Annotated in this window: 20 protein-coding genes; 14 read left to right on the top strand and 6 right to left on the bottom strand. The window is 63.9% G+C overall.

The window, feature by feature from the left end; all coding sequences use genetic code 11:
• Nucleotides 1-32 precede the first annotated feature (32 nt).
• Nucleotides 33-647, top strand: coding sequence for a LysE family translocator (locus NYQ83_RS15330; protein ID WP_261215691.1), 615 nt, complete (start codon nucleotides 33-35; stop codon nucleotides 645-647).
• A 63-nt stretch (nucleotides 648-710) separates the two neighbouring features.
• A complete protein-coding gene (lpdA, locus tag NYQ83_RS15325) occupies nucleotides 711-2,114 on the top strand; it encodes a dihydrolipoyl dehydrogenase (protein WP_261215689.1) in 1,404 nt (467 codons plus the stop codon).
• 198 nt (nucleotides 2,115-2,312) lie between these two features.
• On the opposite strand, the gene NYQ83_RS15320 is transcribed toward lpdA, so the two are convergent.
• The 4 genes from NYQ83_RS15320 to NYQ83_RS15305 form a co-directional block, all read right to left on the bottom strand.
• The gene (locus NYQ83_RS15320) at nucleotides 2,313-2,558 is read right to left on the bottom strand and encodes a hypothetical protein (RefSeq protein ID WP_261215688.1); all 246 of its coding nucleotides are present in this window, start codon (nucleotides 2,556-2,558) and stop codon (nucleotides 2,313-2,315) included.
• A 151-nt stretch (nucleotides 2,559-2,709) separates the two neighbouring features.
• Nucleotides 2,710-3,675 carry a tyrosine recombinase XerC gene (locus NYQ83_RS15315; RefSeq protein ID WP_261215686.1) on the bottom strand — a complete coding sequence of 322 codons (966 nt, stop codon included), beginning with the start codon at nucleotides 3,673-3,675 and terminating at the stop codon, nucleotides 2,710-2,712.
• 78 nt (nucleotides 3,676-3,753) lie between these two features.
• Nucleotides 3,754-4,410 carry a fructose-6-phosphate aldolase gene (gene fsa / locus NYQ83_RS15310; RefSeq protein ID WP_234630094.1) on the bottom strand — a complete coding sequence of 219 codons (657 nt, stop codon included), beginning with the start codon at nucleotides 4,408-4,410 and terminating at the stop codon, nucleotides 3,754-3,756.
• A 159-nt stretch (nucleotides 4,411-4,569) separates the two neighbouring features.
• Nucleotides 4,570-5,595: a sodium:calcium antiporter gene (locus NYQ83_RS15305; RefSeq protein ID WP_261215683.1), complete on the bottom strand. Its 1,026-nt coding sequence runs from the start codon at nucleotides 5,593-5,595 to the stop codon at nucleotides 4,570-4,572.
• A gap of 198 nt (nucleotides 5,596-5,793) precedes the next feature.
• Here NYQ83_RS15305 and NYQ83_RS15300 point away from each other — a divergent pair, with 198 nt between their 5' ends.
• The gene (locus tag NYQ83_RS15300) at nucleotides 5,794-7,962 is read left to right on the top strand and encodes a primosomal protein N' (protein ID WP_409977011.1); all 2,169 of its coding nucleotides are present in this window, start codon (nucleotides 5,794-5,796) and stop codon (nucleotides 7,960-7,962) included.
• A gap of 100 nt (nucleotides 7,963-8,062) precedes the next feature.
• Here NYQ83_RS15300 and NYQ83_RS15295 read toward each other — a convergent pair whose 3' ends face one another.
• Nucleotides 8,063-9,019 (bottom strand): omptin family outer membrane protease, encoded by a 957-nt coding sequence (locus NYQ83_RS15295; protein WP_261215682.1) that lies wholly within the window; start codon nucleotides 9,017-9,019, stop codon nucleotides 8,063-8,065.
• 344 nt (nucleotides 9,020-9,363) lie between these two features.
• On the opposite strand from NYQ83_RS15295, the gene NYQ83_RS15290 reads away from it, so the two are divergent.
• The 7 genes from NYQ83_RS15290 (at nucleotide 9,364) to ptsN (ending at nucleotide 15,566) form a co-directional block, all read left to right on the top strand.
• Entirely contained in the window at nucleotides 9,364-9,924 is a 561-nt protein-coding gene (locus tag NYQ83_RS15290) for a F0F1 ATP synthase subunit delta (RefSeq protein WP_128290522.1), read from the top strand.
• Entirely contained in the window at nucleotides 9,924-11,456 is a 1,533-nt protein-coding gene (gene atpA, locus NYQ83_RS15285; RefSeq protein WP_128290523.1) for a F0F1 ATP synthase subunit alpha, read from the top strand. The genes NYQ83_RS15290 and atpA overlap by 1 nt, the downstream gene beginning before the upstream one ends.
• A gap of 21 nt (nucleotides 11,457-11,477) precedes the next feature.
• Nucleotides 11,478-12,353 carry a F0F1 ATP synthase subunit gamma gene (locus NYQ83_RS15280; RefSeq protein ID WP_128290524.1) on the top strand — a complete coding sequence of 292 codons (876 nt, stop codon included), beginning with the start codon at nucleotides 11,478-11,480 and terminating at the stop codon, nucleotides 12,351-12,353.
• A gap of 80 nt (nucleotides 12,354-12,433) precedes the next feature.
• Nucleotides 12,434-13,870 (top strand): F0F1 ATP synthase subunit beta, encoded by a 1,437-nt coding sequence (atpD, locus tag NYQ83_RS15275; RefSeq protein ID WP_261215680.1) that lies wholly within the window; start codon nucleotides 12,434-12,436, stop codon nucleotides 13,868-13,870.
• Between the two features lie 26 nt (nucleotides 13,871-13,896).
• On the top strand, nucleotides 13,897-14,307 hold the full coding sequence (locus NYQ83_RS15270; RefSeq protein ID WP_261215679.1) for a F0F1 ATP synthase subunit epsilon: 411 nt from the start codon (nucleotides 13,897-13,899) through the stop codon (nucleotides 14,305-14,307).
• A 145-nt stretch (nucleotides 14,308-14,452) separates the two neighbouring features.
• On the top strand, nucleotides 14,453-15,052 hold the full coding sequence (hpf, locus tag NYQ83_RS15265; RefSeq protein WP_234630102.1) for a ribosome hibernation-promoting factor, HPF/YfiA family: 600 nt from the start codon (nucleotides 14,453-14,455) through the stop codon (nucleotides 15,050-15,052).
• A gap of 43 nt (nucleotides 15,053-15,095) precedes the next feature.
• Nucleotides 15,096-15,566: a PTS IIA-like nitrogen regulatory protein PtsN gene (ptsN, locus tag NYQ83_RS15260; RefSeq protein WP_092812938.1), complete on the top strand. Its 471-nt coding sequence runs from the start codon at nucleotides 15,096-15,098 to the stop codon at nucleotides 15,564-15,566.
• A gap of 45 nt (nucleotides 15,567-15,611) precedes the next feature.
• Here ptsN and NYQ83_RS15255 read toward each other — a convergent pair whose 3' ends face one another.
• Nucleotides 15,612-15,866 (bottom strand): DUF1150 family protein, encoded by a 255-nt coding sequence (locus tag NYQ83_RS15255; protein WP_092812941.1) that lies wholly within the window; start codon nucleotides 15,864-15,866, stop codon nucleotides 15,612-15,614.
• Nucleotides 15,867-16,316: 450 nt separating this feature from the next.
• Between NYQ83_RS15255 and NYQ83_RS15250 the strand changes: the two genes are divergently transcribed.
• From NYQ83_RS15250 to NYQ83_RS15235, 4 genes are all read left to right on the top strand, one after another.
• Nucleotides 16,317-18,185: an autotransporter assembly complex protein TamA gene (locus tag NYQ83_RS15250; protein ID WP_261215676.1), complete on the top strand. Its 1,869-nt coding sequence runs from the start codon at nucleotides 16,317-16,319 to the stop codon at nucleotides 18,183-18,185.
• A complete protein-coding gene (locus NYQ83_RS15245; protein ID WP_261215675.1) occupies nucleotides 18,185-22,810 on the top strand; it encodes a translocation/assembly module TamB domain-containing protein in 4,626 nt (1,541 codons plus the stop codon). Before NYQ83_RS15250 ends, NYQ83_RS15245 begins: the two co-directional genes overlap by 1 nt.
• A gap of 140 nt (nucleotides 22,811-22,950) precedes the next feature.
• Nucleotides 22,951-24,378 carry a siroheme synthase CysG gene (cysG, locus tag NYQ83_RS15240; protein WP_261215674.1) on the top strand — a complete coding sequence of 476 codons (1,428 nt, stop codon included), beginning with the start codon at nucleotides 22,951-22,953 and terminating at the stop codon, nucleotides 24,376-24,378.
• Nucleotides 24,375-24,728: a DUF2849 domain-containing protein gene (locus tag NYQ83_RS15235; RefSeq protein WP_261215673.1), complete on the top strand. Its 354-nt coding sequence runs from the start codon at nucleotides 24,375-24,377 to the stop codon at nucleotides 24,726-24,728. Before cysG ends, NYQ83_RS15235 begins: the two co-directional genes overlap by 4 nt.
• Nucleotides 24,729-24,746 lie beyond the last annotated feature (18 nt).

Here is a 24,746-nt window from a genome sequence, read left to right as displayed (position 1 = left end):
GTAGGGTCAGGGCCGCGAGACAAGGGGGGCCCATGAGCGTCGAATTCTTCGTCACCTCGCTTTTGATCATTCTCATTCCCGGCACCGGCGTCGTCTATACGCTGGCGGCTGGTTTGTCCGGCGGGCAACGGCGCGCGATCATCGCGGCCTTCGGTTGCACGCTCGGCATCGTGCCGCATCTGACAGCTTCGATCCTCGGCCTCGCTGCGCTCCTGCATGCGAGCGCCACGCTTTTCGCCGTCATAAAGTATCTCGGCGTTGCCTATCTTCTCTATCTCGCCTGGCAGACGCTCAAATCCGCAGGACCGCTGGCGCTCTCGGGTCGAGAGGAGACCCCGAAGCGTGCGCTATCGATCGTGCGCAACGGTATCCTCATCAATGTTCTCAATCCGAAGCTGTCGATCTTCTTCGTCGCCTTCCTGCCGCAGTTCATCACGCCGGGGGAAGTCTCGCCGACGGGTGAACTCCTCGTCCTGTCTCTTCTGTTCATGGCGATGACCTTCGTCGTTTTCGTCCTCTATGGCGTGTTTGCGGCTGCCATGCGTGCAAAGGTCTTGCAAAACGCACGACTTATGCGCTGGCTGCAGCGAACGGTGGCCATCGCATTTGCCGGTTTCGGCCTGCGTCTCGCTTTCGCCAGTCGTTGATGCGGCGGGGCGGCCACCTACCTTAGTGCCTATCCTTCGAGAATTCTGGAGTAATCAGCCGACATGCCTGACACCTACGATCTCATCGTCATCGGCAGCGGACCGGGCGGCTACGTCTGCGCCATCCGCGCCGCACAGCTCGGGCTCAAGACGGCAGTCGTGGAAAAGCGCCCGACCTTTGGCGGCACGTGCCTCAATGTCGGCTGCATTCCTTCCAAGGCGCTTCTCCACACCTCCGAGATGTTCGAGCAGGCGGCGCATGGCTTCGCCGATTTCGGCATCAAGGTGAAGCCCGAGCTCGATCTCGAAGCGATGCTGGCGCACAAGGACAAGACGGTGAAGTCGAATGTCGACGGCGTCGCCTACCTCTTCAAGAAGAACAAGATCGACACGTTCGAGGGCGTCGGACGCATCGTGCAGGCCGGTGAGGTCGAAGTGACGCCCGAGAAGGGAGAGCCGACGCGCCTTTCCACCAAGGCGATCGTCATCGCGACCGGGTCTGAATCGGCACCCTTGCCGGGCGTCGAAGTGGACGAGAAGAAGATCGTGTCGTCGACCGGCGCGTTGAAGCTCAGCAAGGTGCCGGAGAAGCTCGTCGTCGTCGGTGCCGGCATCATCGGGCTCGAACTCGGTTCGGTGTGGCGGCGGCTCGGCGCCAAGGTCACGGTCGTGGAATTCCTCGATCGCATCCTGCCCGGCATGGACGGGGAGGTAGCCAAACAGGCCCAGCGCCTCTTCAAGAAGCAGGGGATCGACTTCCGTCTCGGCACCAAGGTGACGGGCGTCGAAACCGAAAAGAAGGGCCTGCGTGTCTCCGTCGAGCCGGTCAAGGGCGGGGATGCGGAGAAGCTCGATGCCGATATCGTGCTCGTCGCAATCGGCCGGCGTCCCTATACGGCGGGGCTCGGGCTCGAAGAGGCGGGGGTCGCGCTCGACGAGCGCGGCCGCGTTGCCACCGCCAAGGATTACAAGACGAATGTCGAGGGCATCTATGCGATCGGCGATGCGATCGCCGGACCGATGCTCGCCCATAAGGCGGAGGACGAAGGCACGGCCGTTGCCGAAATCCTCGCCGGCCAGAAGGGCCACGTGAATTACGAGGTGATTCCGAGCGTCGTCTATACGGAGCCGGAAATCGCCGTCGTCGGGCGCTCTGAAGAGGAGCTGAAGGACGCCGGCATCGCCTATCGCAGCGGCAAATTCCCGTTCAGCGCCAACGGGCGCGCCCGGGCCATGAATGCCACGGACGGTTTTGTGAAAGTCCTGGCCGACGAGAAGACGGATCAGGTGCTTGGCGTGCATATCGTCGGGCGCGGCGCCGGCGAAATGATCCACGAGGCGGCTGTCCTCATGGAATTCTCAGGTGCCGCGGAAGATCTTGCACGCACCTGCCATGCGCATCCGACGATGTCTGAGGCCGTTCGTGAAGCGGCCATGGCCGCCTGGTTCAAACCCGTTCATATCTGAGGGCAGGACTGCCCTCAGCCTGGCCCCTGTCGGCCTGGCCCTTGAGAACCTCGGCCTAGGGCGATGGCGTTGGGCCGGGCCACCAGGGATGACGAAAAGCGGCCAGGCAAAAAAAAGCGCCGGCTCTTCGGCCGGCGCAGACGTTATCCGGTTGCTATTGGCAACCTGGACTGGAGTATGTGAAAAACGTGCCGGGCCCTATTTGGTTCCGCCCGTGCAGGCCGTATCGCCCTCCGCACATTGCTTTTGCGGGGCAGCATTGCGTTCGCTGCTGGTGACAGCCTGAGGCAGCGGTGCGGGGGTCGCCATCGCTACCTTTTCTTCAGCGGCCGGCGCCTTGGAGGCCATCACCTGCTGGCGGTGAAAGCTGCAATCGGCGCTGGCGGCAGACGCCAGCAGGAGGAAGGCGGCGGTCGCGCTGACGCATGTCAAAACCTTACGCATGAATCTCTCTCCTTGTTCCCTCTTGTCTCTCCGCGGACAAAGCTTTCGCTGACGTCCGACGAGGAAAGTTAGGGCGGAAAGAAGGCCGCGCTAAGATCGATTCTGCCTCAATATTCGTCATCTCGAAAACGTGATGACGTAAGAAAACATGTCACGAATGCCGTTGATGCGCGGCACGGGGATGTGCCTTTGCATAGATATCGAGGAGCCGGGCCGCATCGACATTGGTATAGATCTGTGTCGTCGACAGGCTCGCATGGCCGAGAAGCTCCTGGATCGTCCTGAGATCGCCGCCGTCGCCAAGGAGATGCGTGGCGAAGGAGTGGCGCAGCGCGTGCGGCGTGACGCTCGGCTCGAGACCCAGGGCAGATCGAAGCCGTTCCACCAGTTTTTGGACGATGCGGGGCGACAGGGAACCACCCTTGGCGCCGCGAAACAGGGGCTCGCTCGGCGCCAAAAGGTAGGGGCAGAGGCGGATATAGGCTTCGATCGCCTCGCCCACCTTCGCCAGAACCGGCACGATCCGCGTCTTTCCGCCCTTGCCGGTGACACGAAGCGTATCGCGGCCTCCGACAGGCGCATCGGCACGTGCAATTCGGAGCGCTTCGGAGATGCGCAGGCCGCTGCCGTAAAGAAGGAGAAGGACGGCGCGGTCGCGGGCGGCAACCCAAGGCTCTTCGGTCAATGTGTCGGCGGCGTCCGCCAGCGTCAGGGTATCGGTGACGGAGAGCGCCTTCGGAAGGCTTTTCTTTTGCTTCGGACTGCGCACGGCCTCGAAAGCCGAGGTGGTCGGGATGTCGTGCCGGGCGCAAAAACGGGCAAGTGAGCGGCAGGCGGCGAGCTGGCGGGCGAGGCTGCGCGAGCCTGCGCCGGATGCGCGCCGAGCGGCGAGGAAGGCGCGGATATCGGCCGGCGTCAAAGCAGCAATGTCGGCCGTTGTGGGCGGTGCGCCGAGATGCTTCGTCAGAAACTGCGCCAGCTGCGAAAGATCGCGCTCATAGGCTTCGAGCGTCTTTGGCGACAATCGCCTCTCGTCGCGGAGATAGCTCAGCCAGCGCTGCAGGAGGGCGGCGAGATCGGGTGCGAGCGCGACAAGGAATGCGTCTTTGGAGGCCATGGCGCGAGTATCACGCGCCATGGTTAAACAAATGCGTAGGGACGTAAGGCGTTGTATCGACGCCCTTTTCCATATGAGTCAGAGAATTGACTGACCCGCCTTCTTCCAATCCGCAAGGAAGGCCTCGAGACCCTTGTCAGTGAGCGGGTGCTTGATGAGGGAGCGCAGCACCTGCGGCGGCACCGTCACCACATCGGCGCCGATCATCGCCGCCTGCTTCACATGGTTGGGCGTGCGCACGGAGGCCGCCAGGATCTCCGTCTCGAAGTTCGGATAATTGTCGTAGATGATGCGGATCTCTTCGATCAGCTCCATGCCGTCGAGATTGATGTCGTCGAGGCGACCGATGAAGGGGGAGATGAACGCGGCGCCGGCCTTGGCCGCGAGCAGGGCCTGATTGGCCGAAAAGCACAAAGTGACATTCACCATGCGGCCTTCGTCCGCGAACGTACGGCAGGCCTTGAGACCGTCCAATGTCAGGGGCACCTTGATCGCCACATTGTCGGCGATCTCGGCGAGCTTGTGCCCCTCCTTCAGCATCGTGTCGTAATCGGTTGCCGCCACTTCGGCCGAAACCGGTCCCGATACGAGATCGCAGATCTCTGCGATGACGTCGGTGATCGGGCGCCCCGCCTTCATGATCAGCGAGGGGTTGGTGGTGACGCCGTCGAGGAGCCCGGCTTCTGCAAGCTCGCGGATCTCGGCGGTGTCGGCGGTGTCCACGAAGAATTTCATAGCGTTTGCCTCATCGCTGCGCTTGTCGTCGCGCGTGATAATCGTCTGCCCTCTCTAGAGCTTTCGTCCACCCCTTTGAAGGCACGACGTGCATGGACGTCGTGCAAAGGTGCCGTGCGACCTTCGCGAATTTCGCGGCAGGCGGTCGTCGCAGCGCCCTTAGAGCGCCAAGGCGGAGGCGAGCACGGCCCCCACATAAAGCACGAGAATACCCACTGTTTCGAAACCGACATTGGCGAAGCCGTAGCGCTCGCGGCGGATAAGGCCGAGGAGCAAAACGGCGGTCATGGCGATGCCGATCAATGCCCAGAATTGCGTCGAGGGATCGATGGCGTTGTAAATCGACCCGTCGCGATAGGCGACGTCGGCCGCCGACAGGAAGAGAACGTCGAACGTGTTGCCACCGATGATGCCGCCGAGGGCGAGCTGCAAGGCGCCCCGCCGCACCGCGGCGAGCGTGGTCACGAGCTCAGGCAGCGAGGTGACGGTCGCCGTCATCAAAGCGCCGACGACGCTGCCGCTGATGCCGGTCTTTTGGGCGATCGTTGTTCCGGTCTCCGCCACCACGTAGCCCGCGATGGCAACGACGATCACCATGCCCGCAAATGAAAGCGCCAGGTTGAGCGTGGAGCGGCCTTTCTCGTCTTCTTCCGGCATGTCGTGCCGGGTCTCGCCGGTATCGAACGGCTTCCACATTGGCTGATCCCGGTCCTGGCGGCCGAGCCTCAGGCCGAAAATGTAGATTGCGATCAGGATGATGCTCGCCGGATGCACGCCGAAGAAGGTGACCGGCGGGAGCACGCCGGCAATCATCGGGATGCTGAGGAGAAGGATGAGCAGCGCCGATTGTGAGAGATTGGTCGGGTCGGCGGCCGCATGTTCCAGATTGGCTTTCCTATAGGCGATGTCGGCAAGGGCTAGAAACGCGGTCTGCGCAGCGATGCCGCCAAGCGAATTGGCATAAGCGAGGTCGACGTTGCCGGTCGCGGCGGCCGTAACGGAGGTTACCGTGCCTGCCGCCGACGTCGTCGCGCCCAGAAGCACCGCGCCCGCGATCGCCTCGCCGAGACCCGTACGGTCGGCCAGAACGTCGGCGACCGACGTGAGCTTCGTGCCGATATAGGCGATGGTGGCCGCGGCTACGACGAAGAGCCCGACAGCGAAAGTCAGAGAGAGTTCCGGCAAGAAAGATCCGCTTGGTTTGCCTAGCCAACTGAAGAGGCCATGCGCGGTTCCAACATTCCTGGACGCTCCTCATCTTCGCTGCGGTTCGGGAGCTTGCGATTTTGCTTCATGCTTGCGAATCGCGGCGGGGCGCGCTTGGAAGGCGCTTCGGCGAGCGTTTAGGCTCGTTAAGCGGATTTAACGAAAGCCGAGGCTCGCTTGCCTGATACGTTTCCGCTCCAGGTGCTTCTCCCTTATGCCCTGGAGTGCAGCTACACCTATCTCGCCGACCGCCCGCTCGATCCCGGAACGATCGTCGTCGTGCCGCTCGGTGCGCGCGAGGTCTTGGGTGTCGTCTGGGACGACGAGGCGCCGCAAAAGCTCAACACCGCGAGACTGAAGCCGATCGCAGCGGTTCTTCCGGCCTTGCCGCTGCCGCGTCCACTGATGCGCCTGATCGATTTCGTCGCCGATTACACATTGTCGCCGCCAGGCATGGTGTTGCGTATGGCGCTGCGCGTGACGGCGGCGCTCGCCCCGGAAAAGCCGGTTGCGGCCGTGCGCGTAACGGGGATGGCGCCAGACCGGTCGACCGCCGCCCGCCAGCGCGTTCTCGATCTGGCGGGCGACGGCCTTGCCTGGTCGAAAAGCGGCCTTGCCACCGCGGCCGGCGTTTCTGCTTCAGTCGTCGACGGGCTCGTCAAACAGGGCGCGCTGGAGATGGTGCTTCTGTCGCCGCGCCCGGTCACGCGCCCGCCGATCCCAGATTTCGCCCCACCGGAGCTCTCCGACGCGCAGGCCGAGGCCGGCGCGCAATTGCGCGCGCTGGTGCGAGATGAGGCGTTTTCGGTCGCTCTCATCGACGGCGTGACCGGTGCCGGCAAGACCGAGGTGTTTTTCGAGGCCGCGGCGGAGGCTCTCGAAAAGGGCCGCCAGGTTTTGATTTTGATGCCGGAAATCGCCCTGACCTCGCAGGCGCTTGAACGTTTCGCCGCTCGCTTCGGCTCGCCGCCGGCCGAATGGCATTCTGAGATGTCGCCGAAATTGCGCGAACGCGTCTGGCGCGGGGTTGCCGACGGGACGGTTCGCGCCGTCGTCGGGGCACGCTCGGCCCTCTTCCTGCCGTTTTGCGAACTCGGCCTCATCGTCGTCGATGAAGAGCATGACGGTGCCTACAAGCAGGAAGAGGGCGTCATCTACCATGCCCGGGACATGGCCGTCGCTTATGGCCATCTCGCCGGCTTCCCGGTGGTGCTGTCGTCGGCGACCCCGTCCGTCGAAAGTCGGGTCAACGCGCAGCGCGGGCGCTACCGTCATATCCATCTCGACCAGCGCTACAGCGGGGCGGGCCTGCCCGACGTTGACGTCGTCGATCTGCGCGAAGCGCCGCCGGAGCGCGGCCGCTCCCTGTCACCAAAGCTCGTCGAAGCCGTCCGGCAGACCCTGGCGCAGGGCCACCAGGCACTTCTCTTCCTCAACCGCCGCGGTTACGCCCCTTTGACGCTCTGCCGCCATTGCGGTCACCGCTTCACCTGCCCGAATTGTTCGACCTGGCTCGTCGAACATCGGTTTCGCGGCGTGCTCGCCTGCCATCATTGCGGCCATGAAGAAAGGCGCCCGGAAGCCTGTCCCGCTTGCGGCGCAGAGGACAGTCTCGTCGCCTGCGGGCCCGGGGTGGAGCGGCTGCAGGAAGAGGCGCTCGATCTTTTTCCGGAGGCGAGGAGCCTCGTCTTGTCGAGCGATCTTGCCGGCGGCGTGCAGCGGCTGCGGCTGGAGCTCGCCGCCGTCGAAAAGGGCGAAGCCGACATCATCATCGGCACGCAGCTCGTCGCCAAAGGTCACAATTTTCCGAAACTTACGCTCGTCGGCGTCGTCGATGCCGATCTCGGCCTGGCGCAGGGCGATCCGCGCGCGGCGGAGCGCACCTTCCAGCTTTTGACTCAGGTCGCGGGCCGGGCCGGACGGGCCGGCCAGTCAAGCCGGGCTTTCCTGCAGACCTGGCAGCCCGGCCATCCGGTCATGACGGCGCTGGCGGGCGGCCAGCCGGAGGCGTTCTTCGAGGCGGAGGTGGAAAGCCGGCGCCGGGGCGCCCTGCCGCCGTTTTCGCGCCTTGCCGGGATCATCGTCAGCGGCCCGGAGCGCGCGGCGGCCCAGGAGCATGCGCGGGCGATGGCGCGGGCTGCGCCGCGCGAAGAGGGGATAGAGCTCCTGGGGCCGGCCGAAGCGCCGCTGGCGCTCATCCGAGGCCGCTACCGTTTTCGGCTTCTGGCACGCGCGGGCTCGTCCAACCAGTTGCACCGCTGGCTGCGGGCCTGGCTCGCTGCGGCCCCAAAAGCGCGTGGCAGTGTGAGGGTCTCCGTCGATGTCGACCCGCAGAGCTTTCTGTGATCCTCATGAGGAGAGGTCGCGCTCGTTTTCCGAGCAACGTCCGGGCGATAACGATGATGTGAGGAAGCGCGGGCGGTGGGCCGCCCGCGGAGTCGGTTCGTCAGAAGGTGATAGCGGCCTGTGCAGTCACGCCAAACATATCGACCGACCAGTCTTCGTCCTGAGCCGTGCCGCCCGCAGCGACGTTTTCAAAATGCGAATTGCCGTCGGTCTCCATATGCCAGTAGCGGCCGCCGAGGCCGATCGCGAAGCTGTCGGTCAGCCGGTAATTGACCATTCCCTCAAGCTGGTAGCCCCAGCCGGTACCGGTTTCGGGGATCGAACCGGCGAGGTCGGGTCGCAGATGATGCGTGTCGGCTCCGTCGAGATAGACGTAGGGGAGAATTGCGCCCTCAGCGCTCAGCAGAATGCGGTCGCCGATGAGCGCATCGGCTTTCAGGCCGATGCGTGCCGAGTGCCAGTCGTTCTCCTGCGAGATGACTTTTGCGCCGTCGGGCACATCGCCGGGCAGGCAGATCTCAAAAGCGGCTTCCTGCTGGCATCCGTAGGCGTGCACCTGCTGGCGCAGCCAATTGTAGCCAGCAAACACGCCAAGACGCATGTTCGGCCGTTCGACGAGGTATTTGCCGCCGTCGATGGTGACGTAATAGACGTGACCGTCGTCCTGATCGCTTTTCGTGCTCGAATAATCCGGAATGACCGGCGGGAAATCTTCGTCCTGCAGCGAGCCGCGCAGGCTCCAACCGAGGCCGGCATTGCCCTTGGCGAAAATCCCGTCATTGGTGATGTCGCCGAAGACTTCTCCGGCATGGGTATCGAGATCGTCATAGGTGAGGCGGGAGAGCCTGATGTCGCCGGTCGAATCGTAGAGCGTCTTTTCGGTCTTGCCGGTCGCGTACCAATATCTCGTCCCGAGCGTGGCGCTGTAGGAACGGTCGAGCGCGCCAGGCTTTTCGGAAACGCCGAAATCTGCGGCGAGTGCCGTGCCGTGAAGGGCTGCGACGCCCAATCCCAAAAAGCAAGCGAGTGTGGTTGTCGCTGTTTTTCCAAAACGCATTTGCCGCCCCCTGACTGCGTGTTGCGGTGACAAGCAATGCAGTGAAAGGTTAAAAGAAATGGTTAATCGTTTCTCTCTGCCGGGAATCGCCAAAATCGCCCTGTATCTCGGCCCTCGGGGCGGCAAGCGAGCAGCGCTTTCGGCGGCTTCCGCGGAGGCAAACCTTTCGTAGGGGGTGGCCGCGTTTGTCGGCCTGCGGGCCGCTCGCCGTGTTGCACCCCCCAAAACGCTGTGCTAAGGGGCCCCCGGCTTGGCATGAGGGGGGCCCCGGCCCCTCCACGGTTGTCTAAACCCACCTGCTTCCGGAGCAACGGTCCGGAGCTCTAGCAAGAGATAGGAAACGCGTGGCGGACTCCTCCTCCCCTGTATCTGGCGTGGCTGATCGGTATGCGGCGGCTTTGTTTGAGCTGGCGCTGGAGGAATCGGCTCTCGAACAGGTCGAAGCCGATCTCGATCGCTATTCGCAGATGCTCGACGAGAGTGCCGATTTCCGCAGGCTCGTCGAAAGCCCGGCTTTCTCCTCCGAGGATCAGCTCGGGGCGATGAAAGTGCTGAACGAACGCGCAGGCATTACTGGCCTTGCGGCGAACTTCGTCGGCGTTCTGGCGCAGAACCGGCGGCTTTTTACGCTGCCCGGCGTCATCCGGTCGTTCAAGCGGCGTGCCGCGGAGCATCGCGGCGAGGTGACGGCACAAGTCACAGCGGCGCAGGCCTTGAGCGAGGAGCAAAAAAGCGCCCTGAAAGCGGCGCTGAAAGAGCGCCTCGGCAAGGATGCCAATCTCGATCTTAAGGTCGATCCTGCGATTCTTGGCGGCCTCGTCGTCAAGCTCGGTTCGCAGATGATTGACACCTCGCTCAGGACCAAGCTCAACATGATGAAATCACGTCTTAAAGAGGCCAGCTGATGGATATTCGGGCCGCAGAGATCTCCTCGATCCTGAAGGAGCAGATCAAGAATTTCGGCAAGGAAGCCGAGGTCACCGAGGTTGGCCAGGTTCTGTCCGTCGGTGACGGCATCGCCCGCGTCTACGGCCTCGACAAGGTTCAGGCCGGTGAGATGGTCGAGTTCGACGGCGGCATCCGCGGCATGGCGTTGAACCTCGAAGAAGACAATGTCGGCGTCGTCATCTTCGGCTCTGACCGGGAAATCAAGGAAGGCTCCACCGTCAAGCGGACCGGCGCCATCGTGGAAGTCCCGGTCGGCAAGGGTCTGCTTGGACGCGTCGTCGATGGTCTCGGCAATCCGATCGACGGCAAGGGCCCGATCGAATCGACCGAGAAGCGCCGCGTCGACGTGAAGGCGCCGGGCATCATCCCGCGCAAATCGGTGCACGAGCCGATGTCGACCGGCCTGAAGGCCATCGACGCGCTCATCCCGATCGGCCGTGGCCAGCGCGAGCTCATCATCGGCGACCGCCAGACCGGCAAGTCGGCCATCATTCTCGATACGATCCTCAACCAGAAGCCCGCCTGGGACCGCAAGGACGAGGACCGGATCCTTTATTGCATCTACGTCGCTGTCGGTCAGAAGCGTTCGACGGTCGCGCAGTTCGCCAAGACGCTCGAAGAGCGCGGCGCGCTGGAATATTCCATCATCATCGCGGCGACGGCCTCCGATCCTGCTCCGATGCAGTATCTGGCGCCGTTCACCGGCTGCGCGATGGGTGAGTTCTTCCGCGACAACGGCATGCACAGCCTGATCGCCTATGACGATCTCTCCAAGCAGGCCGTGGCCTATCGTCAGATGTCGCTGCTCCTTCGTCGTCCGCCAGGACGCGAGGCCTATCCGGGCGACGTCTTCTATCTGCATTCGCGGCTCCTGGAGCGCGCGGCGAAGATGAACGACGATTACGGCGCGGGTTCCTTGACGGCTTTGCCGGTCATCGAAACGCAGGCGAATGACGTGTCGGCCTATATTCCGACCAACGTCATCTCCATTACCGATGGTCAGATCTTCCTGGAGACGGATCTCTTCTACCAGGGCATCCGTCCGGCGGTGAATGTCGGCCTGTCGGTGTCGCGCGTCGGTTCGTCGGCTCAGATCAAGGCGATGAAGCAGGTTGCCGGTTCGATTAAGGGCGAGCTCGCACAGTACCGCGAAATGGCGGCATTCGCGCAGTTCGGCTCCGACCTCGACCGCGCCACGCAGCGTCTTCTCGATCGCGGTGCGCGTCTGACGGAGCTCTTGAAGCAGCCGCAGTTCTCGCCGCTCAAAACCGAGGAGCAGGTCGTCGTCATCTATGCAGGCGTCAACGGCTATCTGGACAAGATCAGGGTTGCGGACGTGCGTCCTTTCGAGGACGGGCTCCTGGTTCTGATGCGCAACGAGCACCAGGATGTGCTCGACCAGATCCGCACCGAGCAGCAGCTTTCGGACGAACTCCGTGAGAAGCTGACGGCGATCCTCGACAAATTCGCCAAGAATTTCGCGGCGTAAAGCTCTGAGGAGAAGCGGCTCATGGCGAGCCTGAAGGACCTACGCAACCGTATCGCCTCGGTTAAGGCGACGCAGAAGATCACCAAGGCCATGCAGATGGTGGCCGCGGCGAAGCTGCGTAAAGCCCAAGAGGCGGCTGTCGCGGCCCGACCCTATGCGGAGCGCATGGAAAAGGTGCTCGCCAATATTGGGGCCTCGGTCGCCGGCAGCGAGAGCGCGCCGGCGCTCATCGCCGGAACGGGCAAGGACGACGTGCATCTGCTCGTCGTCTTTACCGCCGAGCGCGGCCTCGCCGGCGCTTTCAATGCCTCGATCGTCCGCAAGGCGCGCATGGATGCGCGCCGGCTCGTGGGCGAGGGCAAGACGGTCAAGCTCTTTCTTGTTGGTAAGAAGGGCAATGACATGATGCGCCGCGAGTTCGACAAAGAAATCGTGGATCGCACAGACTTCCGCGGCGTGAGGCAGTATGAATTCAGTCATGCGCTCGGCGTGGCGGACAAGCTACTCGCCATGTTCGACGAGGGCGCATTCGACGTCGCGACGATCTATTACTCGCGGTTTGAATCGGTGATTACTCAGGTGCCGGTGGCGCAACGGGTCATCCCTGTCGATCTCGGTGATGTGGAGGACGCCGACACCTCGCTGCATTACGAGTACGAGCCGGACGAGGAGACGATCCTTGCCGATCTTCTGCCGCGCAATCTCGCCGTACAGATTTTCCGGGCTCTTCTGGAAAATGGCGCCTCCGAACAGGGCGCGCGCATGACGGCTATGGACAACGCGACGCGCAATGCCGGCGAAATGATCGACAAGCTGTCCCTGTCGTACAATCGTCAGCGGCAGGCCCAGATCACGACAGAGTTGATCGAAATCATCTCCGGTGCAGAATCGCTTTAACGCGCCGATAAACGGCGAATATAAGAGATCAGTCCTGGGTTCGTGCGAGCGGCGCCCCGGGAGAGGACAAGGATAAAGGCATGGCTGAGACAAACATGGGACGCGTCGCGCAGGTGATGGGCGCCGTGGTGGACGTCGAGTTCGACGGCGAGCTGCCGGCGATCCTGAACGCCCTCGAAGTGGACAACCATGGCAACCGTCTGGTTTTGGAAGTGGCGCAGCACGTCGGCGAAAACACGGTGCGCACGATCGCCATGGATCTGACCGAAGGCCTGGCGCGCGGCCAGGAGGTCAAGAATACCGGGCGTGCCATCGCAGTGCCGGTCGGCGACGAGACCCTGGGCCGGATCATGAATGTCATCGGCGAGGCGATCGACCAGGCTGGTCCGATCAAGACCTCCGAGACGCGCGGCATCCACCAGGAAGCGCCGTCTTACATGGAGCAGTCGACGGAATCGGAGATTCTCGTCACCGGCATCAAGGTCATCGACCTGCTCGCGCCGTACGCTCGTGGCGGTAAGATCGGCCTGTTCGGCGGCGCCGGTGTCGGCAAGACCGTGCTCATTCAGGAGCTGATCAACAACGTCGCTAAGGCGCATGGCGGTTATTCGGTCTTCGCCGGCGTGGGTGAGCGCACCCGCGAAGGCAACGATCTCTATCACGAGATGATCGAATCCGGTGTGAACAAGGATCCGAAGGAGAACAACGGTTCGACCGAAGGATCCAAATGCGCCCTTGTCTACGGCCAGATGAACGAGCCTCCCGGAGCGCGTGCGCGTGTCGGTCTCGCCGGTCTGACGGTCGCCGAATATTTCCGTGACCAGGGGCAGGACGTTCTGTTCTTCGTGGACAACATCTTCCGCTTCACGCAGGCGGGCTCGGAAGTGTCGGCTCTTCTCGGTCGTATTCCTTCGGCCGTGGGCTATCAGCCGACGCTCTCCACCGACATGGGTGCCTTGCAAGAGCGCATCACCACGACGACGAAGGGTTCGATCACCTCGGTGCAGGCCATTTATGTGCCGGCCGACGATCTGACCGACCCGGCGCCGGCCACCTCTTTCGCCCACCTCGATGCGACGACCGTGTTGAACCGCGCCATTTCGGAAAAGGGCATTTACCCGGCAGTCGATCCGCTCGATTCCACCTCGCGCATGCTCGATCCGCGTATCGTCGGCGAGGAGCATTACGAGGTCGCCCGGTCGGTTCAGGAGATGCTGCAGCGCTACAAGTCCTTGCAGGACATCATCGCGATTCTCGGCATGGACGAGCTTTCCGAAGAGGACAAGCTGACGGTGGCACGCGCCCGTAAAATCGAGCGCTTCCTGTCGCAGCCGTTCTTCGTGGCGGAGATCTTCACCAACACGCCGGGCAAGCTCGTCGACATCGCCGACACCATCAAAGGCTTCAAGGGCCTGGTCGCCGGTGATTACGACGATCTGCCGGAAAGCGCCTTCTACATGGTGGGCACGATCGAAGAGGCGCAGGAGAAAGCGCAGCGTCTGGCCGAGGCGGCTTAACGCGGCTTTCAACCGGGGAGCCTTAAATGGCCGAACCATTTCTATTCGATCTCGTCACGCCTTCTGCCCTCCTCATTTCGGAGGAGGTGCAGCAGGTTGTGGTGCCGGGGCAGGAAGGCTTCTTCACGATGCTACGGCAGCACGCGCCGTTGATGACGACGCTGAAGCCCGGCTTCCTGGAAGTCCTGAAGACCGGCGGTGAGACGCAGCGCATCTATGTGCGGGGCGGCTTCGCTGATGCGACGCCCGACAGCCTCACCATCCTCGCCGATTTCGCGGTGCCGGAGACGGAGCTCAATGCCGATATCATCGGCGAGCATATCCGCGAGGCCGAGGCGGAGCTTGAGGCGGCTGCCGGCGACATGAGCAAGTATCCGGTGGCGCATAAGCGCGTCTCCGATCTGCATGATGTGCGCCGCTGGATCATCCCGGCCTAGGCGCAGTTACGCGGCGATGCTGCGCCGCCACACGCAACAAGATTGACACGCTCGGGGGAGGCGCGTAACGCTCCGCGTGACCGCCTCTGCCGACGCTTGTATGCATCCGGGCCATTGAGCCCTTTCAACTGGACCTTTCTTAGCGATGGCATTGAAGATATCCGGCAAAAACGTCGATATCGGCGAGGCTCTGCGATCTCGGATCGAAGAGACCGTCGAGGCAGCGGTGAAGAAGTATTTCGACGGTGGCTATGCCGGCCACGTCGTGGTGGCCAAGAACGGCCGCAACTTCCACACAGATTGTTCCGTGCATCTCGATTCCGGTGCCGTCTTCGAGGCGAGCAGCACCAGTGCTGACGCCAATGACGGTTTCGATGCGGCGGCGGAGCGGCTGGAGAAGCGTCTGCGACGCTACAAGCGGCGCATCAAGGACCATAAGGGCAAGCCGAGCCACAAGCTAGCCGGCGCGGCTGCAAACGCCTTCATCATCGAACCCCCGGATGAAGAGGAAGAGATTGGCGAGGAATACGCGCCCGCAATCGTTGCTGAGACGACGACGGAGATCCGCCGCATGACGGTCAGCTCCGCGGTGTTGCAGCTCGATATGACGGACGCCCCGGTCGTCGTCTTCCGCAACCATTCCCACGGCGGTCTCAACGTCGTTTATCGTCGGCCCGATGGCCATTTCGGCTGGATCGATCCCGTCTTGAACGAGCCTTCCGAACCGAACAGCGGCGGAAGCTGATCGGGGCGTGGTGCACCCCGGCGATCAATCTTGGTGAATCCTCATGGATCTTAGCGACCTCCTGAAGCCTGAAGCAGTGGTGCCGAACCTCAAGGCCGTCAGCAAGAAGCAGGTCATTCAGGATCTCTGCGCCAAGGCCGCGCGCCTGACGGGTCTGTCGGAACGCGAATTGTTCGACACCATCCTGCAGCGCGAGCGGCTCGGTTCGACGGGTGTCGGGCAGGGGGTTGCCATTCCGCACGGCAAGCCCCGGCAGATCGACAAGATCACCGGCGTGTTCGCGCGGCTGTCGAAGCCGGTCGATTTCGAATCGCTCGATGATCAGCCGGTCGATCTCGTGTTCCTGCTGTTGGCCCCGGAAGGTGCCGGGGCCGACCATTTGAAGGCGTTGGCTCGTATCGCCCGCGTGCTGCGGGACGGTCAGGTGGCAGCGAAACTCCGTGCCACCACCGACCCAGACGCAATCTATTCGCTTCTGGTTGACCGCAGCACGTCGTCCCAAAGCGCCGCCTGAGGGCGGCCTGTTCGGGCATTAGGCCTCGAAGCGAACGGCGAAGCGTCAGTGGACGCTGAGCGGCTCCAGATCGTTGCTGCGGGCGTTGGCGAGGGCGGCGGCGCGCGAATCCGTCAACAGGATCGGCGTTCCATCAGCCGTCAAAAGAGCCCAAAGCTCGAGCCCCGGCGCAAGCTCAGGGGCGGAGGGGAAGAGGCTCGCCACATCATCCGACTTCACCGGCCGGACATAGGCGATTTCGCCGCCTCCGAACTGCGCGAATGCGGCAGTGTCTGCCTTGTGCTGTTCGCAATCCGTCATCTCGTACTCCTTTACGGCCGCCTGTGCGGCCGTGTCCTTCTTTGAAGCGACCTCGCGGCCGGACCCGAAACGGCGTGCCGGACGCAATCGGAATATGGGAACGCGTCCGGCCTCTCACAAGAAGCATGCCGGGATGGGCTGAGGCTGGTGCCGGTGTCCCCGGCTTGAGCCTTTCACCTTGGTGATTGTGAGAAAATTAATCATCTTGTTGGCCTATTGGGCGGGCTTGCACCCACAGCGGGTGCGGCGAATGGGTCACACTTCTTGAAAGCCTTCCGGGGATAGCTGTCGCCATCATCTTGGATCGTCTAGTTTTCTTCGGCGTGGCGGGCGCGGGGCGAGTTCGGGGTCGAGCGCAAAGTGCATGTCGGGAATACATATTTGACGTCGTGCCCGCGGCTGGGCCTTCCGTCCCGCTTCGTTCTGAAGCGAGCAGCGCGTGTCGGCCTCATGGCTGGATGCGCGTTTCTTGTCTTTCAGGCTCCCGCCGCACAGGCCATCGAGCTGTTCGGCTATCATCTTTGGGGTGACAAGGAGCCGGACGAGACGGTTCTCGAGCCGCAAACCTATACCCTCACGCTCAATGTCAGCCCGGACGACGATGACATCGGCGATCGAATCGAGAACGCCTCGCAGCTCTATGGGAAGCGCGAGGAGCCCGCGGCAGGCACCGCCGGTCTCGTGTCGCGTGCGCGCGGAGATTACGCCCGCATTCTGACCGCTCTCTATGCGCGTGGGCGTTATGGCGGCGTCATCGCCATCACGATCGGCGGACGGCCCGTCGAGCAGATCACGCCGGACGTGACGCTGCCGGCCGATGTCCCGGTGACAGTCACTGTCGATCCAGGCCCGGTCTATCACTTCGCCGCGATCGACATCGTCAATCCGCCAGATTTCAATACGCGCAAGACGCACCGGATCGATACGCCTCAGGAGCTCGGCCTGACCCAGGGCGCGGCGGCGGAATCCGGCGCCATTCTGAAGTCGGAAACGAGCCTGACCAACGCCTGGAAGCAGTTCGGATATCCCAAGGTGAAGGTCGAGCGTGAGATCGTTGCCGATCACGCGACGCGCACCGTCGATGTCCGCCTGGCTGTCGATACCGGACCCTACGCCCGCCTCGGTCACGTGAGCGTCAGCGGGACGGAGCGTATGGATCCCGGCTTCGTCGGCTACATGACCGGCATCAAGGGCGGAGAAGAGTACAACCCTGACCGGATCAACCGGGCGCGCGAGCGCTTGCGTCGGCTCGAGGTATTCCGCTCGATCACCATTCAGGAGGCCGAGGCCGTCGGGTCCGACGGTTTCCTGCCTCTCTCCGTCCAGGTGGCGGAACGCAAGCGCCGACTGATCGGCGGAGAGGCGAAATACTCCACCATCGATGGTGCGACGCTCGGCGCCTATTGGGTCCACCGGAATCTCTTCGGTCACGCCGAGCGGCTTCGCATCGAAGGCAGCGTCTCGGGGATCGACGGCGCCGATTACGAGAATTTCGATTACATGCTCGCCACGACCTTCACCCGGCCGGGCATCATCACTCCGGACACCGATCTCGTCACCAATGTCACCGCCAAGCGGGAAGACAACGACACCTACGAAGAGCAGAGCATCTCCGGTCAGGTCGGCCTCACGCACCGCTTTACCGAAGATCTCAGCCTCGATACGGCGGTGAAGCTGGAGCGCTCGCGCATCGAGGATGCGCTCGGCATCAATCATTATCTGATCGCCTCCCTGCCGACGAAGCTCGAATACGACAGCCGTGACAACAAGCTCGATCCGGCCGAAGGCATTCACGCGACGCTGTCGGGCGAGCCGTTTTACGAGTTCTACGAGGAATATCCGGCGCTGCGGTCTGAAGCGGAGCTCGCGGCCTATTACAGTTTCGACCGCCGCGGCTATTACGTGGTGGCGGCCCGTGCCAAAGCGGGCAACGTCGTCGGCCCATCGATCGACGATTTGCCGGCGAGCCGGCGGTTCCTTGCTGGTGGCGGCGGATCGGTGCGCGGCTACAGCTACGAGACGATCGGCGTCGATCTGCCGAACGGCGAGACCACGGGCGGCAAGTCGCTCCTGGAAGGCTCACTCGAATTTCGTGCGCGCGTCACCGATTCGATCGGCCTCGTGCCTTTCGTCGACATCGGAACCGTCAGTGAGGACGCCATTCCCGATTTCTCCGAAGATCTGAAGATCGGCGTCGGCCTCGGCCTTCGCTACTACACCGGTCTCGGGCCGATCCGGGTCGACGTGGCAATGCCGCTCGATGCCGGCAAGGACGATTCCGATTACGCCATCTATGTCGGCATCGGGCAGGCCTTCTGATGAAGAAACGGACCACCCTTCTTGCTTCTCTGGCCCTTGCGGGCACGATCGGCGCCGTGAGCCTCGGCGTCCCCCTCGCTCTGGCGCAAGAGAACGACAAATCCTGGCTGCAGAATTTTCTGGAGAGCAAGCTCTCCGCTCCTGGGCGGCAGATCTCTATCGGCGCCATCAGCGGAACTCTCTCCTCGAACCCGTCGATCGCCTCGCTCACCGTCTCCGACGATGCCGGTCCCTGGCTGACGCTGCAGGATGTCTCCGTCTCCTGGAACCGGAGCGCACTCCTGCGCGGTCGCCTCGACATCGACAGCCTCAATGCCGCCTCCCTCAATGTTGCCCGTAAGCCCAATCCCGGGCCGGAAACAGCGCCTTCCTCCGATTCCGGCGGCGGGGGGTTTTCTCTGCCGATCGACGTCAAAATCGATGAGATCGCCATCCCGCAGATTCATCTCGGGGCGCCCGTCATCGGACAGGAAGCCGACCTCAGCCTGAAGGGGGCTGCGGCCGTTACCTCAGACGAAACATCGGCCTCGCTCCAGGTCGAGCGCCAAGACGATCCGGGCGGCAGCTTCAATGCCCGTTTCAGCCTCGTCCCTGGCCAGAACGTTCTCGACATCGAGGCGAGCTTCGATGAGCCGGCCGGCGGTCTCGTCAGCACGGCAGCCGGGATCCCCGGCGCGCCGCCGCTTGCGTTCGCGATCGACGGCGAAGGCCCTCTCAACGATTTCACCGCCCAGATCGCGCTGAGCGCCAAGGGCGAGGAGAAAATCAAAGGTCAGGCTGCCGTTCAACGTCAGGATGAGGCCTACCACATCACGGCCAACCTCTCCGGCTCGCTTTCAGGGATTGCAACCGGTGACAGCGCCCAGCTCCTTTCGGGAGAGAGCCAGCTTGCCGTCGACGTGTTGCGCAGCGACGATGGCCGGATCAGCATCCGTCGCGTCGATCTTCAAAGCCAAAGGGTCAACCTTTCCGCCACCGCTGAACTTGCGGCCGATGGCTTTCCGAGCCAGGGCGAGGTCGACCTCAGCGTCAATGAGGGACAGTCGGCTCCCCTCGCGCTGCCGGGTTACAATGGCGAGGCGTCGATCGGCGGGCTCACCCTCACGGCTTCGCTGAGCGGGGATGACGAGAAGAGCTGGCAGGCCGAAATTGCTGCCAGGAACGTCACGCATCCGCAAGGCAATCTCGCGAGCCTCAACCTCCGCGGCTCCGGCCAGGCGCAGTCGCTCGGCGATCCGCAGGGGCGCCAGGCGACCTTCGATGTCCAAGGGCAGGCGGAGGGGATCGAGCCCCGCGACCGCGCTCTTGCGCAGGCCGTCGGGCAGGCGATCAGCCTGAACGCCAAAGGCAGCTGGCAGGCGGGCTCGCCGGTGCGCGTGGAAGAAAGCCGCGTTGTCGCCGGAAACACCGAAGCGAGCTTTACCGGCGCGGCGTCGCTGCGCTCGATCCTCGGCCGCGCCGCTTTATCGACCGCGGATCTTTCTCGCTTCTCCGGCCTCGCCGGGCAGGATCTCGCCGGTGCCGTCGATGTCGACGCCAATGGCAGCGTCGACCTCAAATCGATGGGCTTCGATCTGACCGTCGGCGCGAACGGCCGAGGGCTCGGCGTGGGTATCGCCCCTCTCGATGCCCTTCTCATCGGCCCGGTGCGCCTCGAAGGTGGTGTGGCGCGCAACGAGACCGGCGGCTTCGCCTTCCGCGATCTTCACCTGAACTCCGACGCCCTCGCCCTGACTGCGGACGGCAGCTATGCTGCGGACACCGTCGATCTCGCGCTGCGGGCCGAGATCGACGACCTCGCTCGCGCCACAGATCGTGCGAAGGGCGCGGCACGCCTCGTCGTCGATGTTTCCGGCACGCAGGCGGCGCCCCAGATTTCCGCGACGGCGACGGGCGACAATCTCGTCATGATGGACAAGCGGCTCACCGGCGCCAAGGCGAGCTTCAACGGCACGGTTGCAGGCAGCAAGGTCGACGGTGAGTTCTCGCTTGCCGGCAATCTCGGGGGCGTGCCGATCGACGGGTCGGGGCGCATCGCCTCGCTCGAGGGCGGGGTCCGGCAGCTGCAGGATCTTCTGGTCACGGCGGGGGCGGCAAAGCTCGCCGGCGATGCTGCGATGCGTGCCGATGGCCTCGTCTCCGGTGATCTCAGCCTCGATGCGCCGAACATCGCCGCGATCGCGCCCCTCTTCCTTATGGAAGCGGAAGGCGCCGTCGATCTCGATATTGCGCTTTCCTCCGACGAGGGTCAGCAGGATGCGCGGGTTTCCGGGACCATCGACAATCTGAAACTGGAGCAGGCCTCGGTCACCTCGGGGCGCATCGACCTGTCGGGCGAAAACCTGCTTCAGGCGCCTGCGCTCCAGGGCATGTTCGATTTTCGCGGCATCCGCGCCGGCGGTTTCGATGTGCGCAGCCTGGAAGGAACCGCTGAGCAGACGGAAGGCAACACGGATTTCCGGGTGACTGCCGATACTGCGGATGGCGGAGGGCGGCTGGCCGGCCAACTTCAGCCAATCGACAAGGGTTTTTCCGTCAATCTCGAGACTCTCTCCTTCTCGCATCAGGGCGTGGCCGCCGAGCTGCAACGTCCGTCGCGCATCGTCCTCGAAAACGGTACGGTCGGCATCGACGATCTGGCGCTTGCCGCGGGCGGCGGCCAATTGACCGTCAATGGCTCGGCCGGCAACGAGCTCGATCTCCAGGTCGTGCTCGATGCGGTCAATGCGGCGGTCGTCAACGCTTTTGCGCCCGATCTCGATCTCGCCGGCACCATCTCCGGTCAGGCGAAGGTCAAGGGAACGTCGGCTCGACCGGAACCCGCCTTCGACGTCACCTGGCGCGGCGCGACGGCCGCCCCGGTTCGGCAGGCCAATGCCGGCCCGTTCGATATTTCGGCGAAGGGAAATTACGTCGACGGCTCCGTCGATATCGATGCTGCGATCAATGGCCGGCGTGGCGAGCGCCTGGAAGTCAAGGGCACCGTGCCCGTCTCTGGTGCGGGCCGTATGGACGTGAATGCCCGTATCGTCAGTCTGCCGGCGGCGGCGATCAATGCCATCCGCCCCGATCTCGGCGCCGAAGGGAATATCACGGGCACGGCCAGCGCCCGGGGGACGCTCCAAGCACCTGCGGCGCGCTTCGATCTCACCTGGCAGAACGCCTCGCTCCAGCAGACGCGCTCCATCGGTCTCGGCGCTTTGACGCTTTCCGCCACGGGCGCCTACGACAACGGCGCTGTCCGCTTGCAGAACAGCCGCATCACCGGCAGCGGCGTCGAACTCGCGATCAACGGCAGCGTCGCGGTGACAGGCAGCCAGAGCCTCGATCTCCGGGTCAACGGAACCGCGCCGCTTGAACTCGTCAATACATTCCTGGCAAGCCGCGATGCGGCGCTCAGCGGACGCGCGCAAATCGATGTCGGCGTGCGCGGCGCGCTCACCTCGCCGCAGATCTCGGGCAGCGCGACGACAAGCGGAGCCACTTTCGCCGATCCGGAAACCGGGACGGTTCTGCGCAACATCCAACTGCGCGCGAATTTCACCGGCGACCGCGTCGTCGTCGAAAGCCTCAACGCCCAGTACGCGCCCTCCGGCACGCTTTCGGGCTCGGGCTCCGTCGGCCTTTCCGGCGGCTACCCGCTCGATCTGACCTTGGCTGTGCGCAATGGGCGCTATTCCGATGGCGATCTCGCGACGGCGCGCTTCGATGCCGATCTTTCGATCCGTGGGGCGGCGCTCTCAGGGCCGACGATCGGTGGCGAAGTGCGGCTTCAGCGCGTCGATATCACGGTTCCCGAAAGCCTGCCGGGCGGGGCGCTCGCCCTCGATGTGGAGCATCTCCATGCGACGGCGGCGATCCTGCGGACAGTGCATCAGGCGATGCCGCGTTCGCGGCCAGCCGATGGGGCCGACACCGGCGGTGGCGTCAATCTCGACCTCCTCATCAACGCTCCAAACCGCATCTTCGTGCGTGGCCGCGGCCTCGATGCCGAGCTCGGCGGTCGTGTGACGTTGCGCGGCTCGACGTCCAATATCGTCGCCACCGGCGGCTTTGAACTCATCCGCGGGCGTCTCGACATCCTGACGAAGCGCATCACCATCGACAGCGGCGAGGTCAATTTCATTGGCGATCTCGATCCCTATCTCGATTTCTCCGCCACGACCGACAGCGGCGATATCACGGTGACGATCTTGATTTCCGGGCGCGCCTCCGATCCGGCGGTGACCTTCTCGTCCGTGCCGCAGCTGCCCCAGGATGAAGTCCTGGCTCAGCTTCTCTTCGGCCATTCGCTCGCCGATCTGTCGCCTTTCCAGATTGCCCGCCTGGCGGCCGCCGCCGCAGAGCTCGGCGGCCTGACCGAAGGCCCGGGCCTGTTCGGTCGGCTGCGTGAGGCGACGGGGCTCGACGATCTCGACATCGTCACCGACAGCGAGGGCAACACCGCCGTTCAGGCTGGGCGCTACATCAGCGACAACATCTATCTCGGCGTGCAGAGCGGCGCCGGGGCCGATTCGACCAAGGTGACGATCAATCTCGATGTCACCAAGGGCGTGAAGGTGCGCGGCGAGCTCGGGGCGGAAGGCGATTCCGCTCTCGGTATCGCGCTCGAACACGAATATTGAGGAAACCCGCACAGGCTTCCTCTGCATTGCCTCGCGTTAGAACCAGTTTCTTTGTTTTCCTGATTTATCGCTCAGACGTTGCTTTGAGAGATGTAACTTGCGTGATCCTATAGAACGACGTTTCGTTCTAAGGGCATCCCATGGTCGTCTCCAGGTCCGAAAAGCTGCATGTCTTCCCGGCCTTCCACAAGGTTGCCGGCAGATGTGTCCTGGTCGTTGGCGGCGGCGATGAGGCGGCCGCCAAGGTCCGACTTCTCGGGGAAAGCCTCGCGGAGATCTCCGTCGTTGCGGCCGAGCTGTCACCGGCGCTGAAGGAGGCCATCGTATCGACGGGCGCCCGCCATCTTTCCCGCGACTTTGAAGCGTCCGATGTCGAGGGCGCCGTTCTCGTCTTTGCCGCCTCGGGCGAAGAGGCGGAGGATCGCCGGGTCGTCGCGGCGGCCCGGGCGCGGGGCATTCCTGCGAACGCCGTCGACCGTCCCGAACTCTGCGATTTCTATACGCCAGCTCTCGTCAACCGGGCGCCTCTCGCCGTTGCCATCACCACCACGGGCGCGGCCCCGGTGGCCGCGCGGCGGCTGCGGGCGCGCCTCGAGGCGATGCTGCCGCGCGATTACGGCCGCTTCATCGCCTTCGCCGATTCCCTGCGGGGACGGGTGCGTTCGCGGCTGTCCGACGGGGTGGCGCGCCGACGCTTCTGGGCTGGTTTCTTCGACAGCGGGGCGCTCTCTCTGTTTTCGGCGGGCGACCGGGACGGCGCGGTCCGCGAAGCCGAGCGCTTGATCGATCATGCGGCTGTGCCCGCCCGTGGCTTCGTCTCGCTCGTCGGTGCCGGGCCAGGTGCGGAAGACCTTCTTACGCTGCGGGCGCAACGTGTGCTGCAGGAAGCGGATATCATTTTTCACGATGCGCTGGTGCCGGAGGCTGTGATCGCTCAGGGCCGCCGCGATGCGGAGCGCGTAAATGTCGGAAAGCGGAAGGGCTGCCACGCGAAATCGCAGGACGAGATCAATCGCCTGCTGATCGCTGCCGCGCGCGAGGGGCGTCGTGTGGTGCGGCTCAAGGCTGGCGATCCGATGGTCTTCGGTCGCGCGGGCGAAGAACTCGCGGCGCTCCGCGCTGCGGGCATCGCCCACGACGTGGTCCCCGGGGTGACGGCGGGGCTTGCGGCAGCGGCGGATCTCGAGCTGCCGCTGACGCTCCGGGGCACCGCGTCGTCTCTCGTCTTCACCACAGGTCACGACATGTATGGCGAGGCATTGCCGGATTGGGCGCGGCTTGCGGCCGGCGGGATGACGCTTGCGATCTATATGGGCAGAAGCGTCGCCGCCGATATCGCAGCGCGGCTCGCCGATGCCGGCCTCAGCGCAGATACGCCGGTTGCCGTCGTCGAAAATGCGAGCCGGCCCGACAAGCGCATGCTGGTCGGCACGCTCAATGATCTCCCGGCCCTTGCGGACCGCGAGGACCTTTCCGGCCCAAGCCTTGTCGTTGTCGGCGAGGCTGTCGCGGCCGCCCGGCTCGATCGGGCCGAACCCCTCCACGTTTCAGAAAGGCTCGCAGCATGAGCGGCAAGCGTCAGGACCTTCAGGTCGTCACCGCCAATCGGCTTGAGGATGGAGCCGTCGTCTGGCTCGGAGCCGAAGGCCGTTGGTTTGAAGATATCAACTCGGCCATAGTCTTTGCGCCGGAGAAGGTTGCGGAAGGCCTTGCGGACGCGGCTGCGGCTGTCTCACGCCAGGAGATCGTCGGTCCGGACGCAATCGCCGTCACGCAGGCGGAGGGCGAGATCGTGCCGGTGAGGCTGCGCGAGCGCATCCGGGCGCAGGGCCCGAGCATCCGGCCAGATGCCGGCCGCCTCGATGCAAGCCGGCCTGAGGTCGACCGCCCGACAAAGCTTTTCGAAGACGCGGCTTAAGCCGCTCTCTCCTCTTTC

This window comes from Afifella sp. JA880 (assembly GCF_025379905.1).
GTDB lineage: Bacteria > Pseudomonadota > Alphaproteobacteria > Rhizobiales > Afifellaceae > Afifella > Afifella aestuarii.
This window is presented reverse-complemented; position numbering and strand designations above follow the sequence as displayed.

What these genes read in the sequence shown, in the direction of transcription:
- NYQ83_RS15320 (WP_261215688.1), bottom strand. Translation starts at nt 2,558, where the DNA reads ATGCGTAAGGTTTTGACATGCGTCAGCGCGACCGCCGCCTTCCTCCTG.
- NYQ83_RS15330 (WP_261215691.1), top strand. Translation starts at nt 33, where the DNA reads ATGAGCGTCGAATTCTTCGTCACCTCGCTTTTGATCATTCTCATTCCC.
- fsa (WP_234630094.1), bottom strand. Translation starts at nt 4,410, where the DNA reads ATGAAATTCTTCGTGGACACCGCCGACACCGCCGAGATCCGCGAGCTT.
- ptsN (WP_092812938.1), top strand. Translation starts at nt 15,096, where the DNA reads ATGGATCTTAGCGACCTCCTGAAGCCTGAAGCAGTGGTGCCGAACCTC.
- NYQ83_RS15245 (WP_261215675.1), top strand. Translation starts at nt 18,185, where the DNA reads ATGAAGAAACGGACCACCCTTCTTGCTTCTCTGGCCCTTGCGGGCACG.
- atpA (WP_128290523.1), top strand. Translation starts at nt 9,924, where the DNA reads ATGGATATTCGGGCCGCAGAGATCTCCTCGATCCTGAAGGAGCAGATC.
- hpf (WP_234630102.1), top strand. Translation starts at nt 14,453, where the DNA reads ATGGCATTGAAGATATCCGGCAAAAACGTCGATATCGGCGAGGCTCTG.
- NYQ83_RS15255 (WP_092812941.1), bottom strand. Translation starts at nt 15,866, where the DNA reads ATGACGGATTGCGAACAGCACAAGGCAGACACTGCCGCATTCGCGCAG.
- lpdA (WP_261215689.1), top strand. Translation starts at nt 711, where the DNA reads ATGCCTGACACCTACGATCTCATCGTCATCGGCAGCGGACCGGGCGGC.
- NYQ83_RS15270 (WP_261215679.1), top strand. Translation starts at nt 13,897, where the DNA reads ATGGCCGAACCATTTCTATTCGATCTCGTCACGCCTTCTGCCCTCCTC.
- cysG (WP_261215674.1), top strand. Translation starts at nt 22,951, where the DNA reads ATGGTCGTCTCCAGGTCCGAAAAGCTGCATGTCTTCCCGGCCTTCCAC.
- NYQ83_RS15280 (WP_128290524.1), top strand. Translation starts at nt 11,478, where the DNA reads ATGGCGAGCCTGAAGGACCTACGCAACCGTATCGCCTCGGTTAAGGCG.
- NYQ83_RS15250 (WP_261215676.1), top strand. Translation starts at nt 16,317, where the DNA reads ATGGCTGGATGCGCGTTTCTTGTCTTTCAGGCTCCCGCCGCACAGGCC.
- atpD (WP_261215680.1), top strand. Translation starts at nt 12,434, where the DNA reads ATGGCTGAGACAAACATGGGACGCGTCGCGCAGGTGATGGGCGCCGTG.
- NYQ83_RS15315 (WP_261215686.1), bottom strand. Translation starts at nt 3,675, where the DNA reads ATGGCCTCCAAAGACGCATTCCTTGTCGCGCTCGCACCCGATCTCGCC.
- NYQ83_RS15295 (WP_261215682.1), bottom strand. Translation starts at nt 9,019, where the DNA reads ATGCGTTTTGGAAAAACAGCGACAACCACACTCGCTTGCTTTTTGGGA.
- NYQ83_RS15235 (WP_261215673.1), top strand. Translation starts at nt 24,375, where the DNA reads ATGAGCGGCAAGCGTCAGGACCTTCAGGTCGTCACCGCCAATCGGCTT.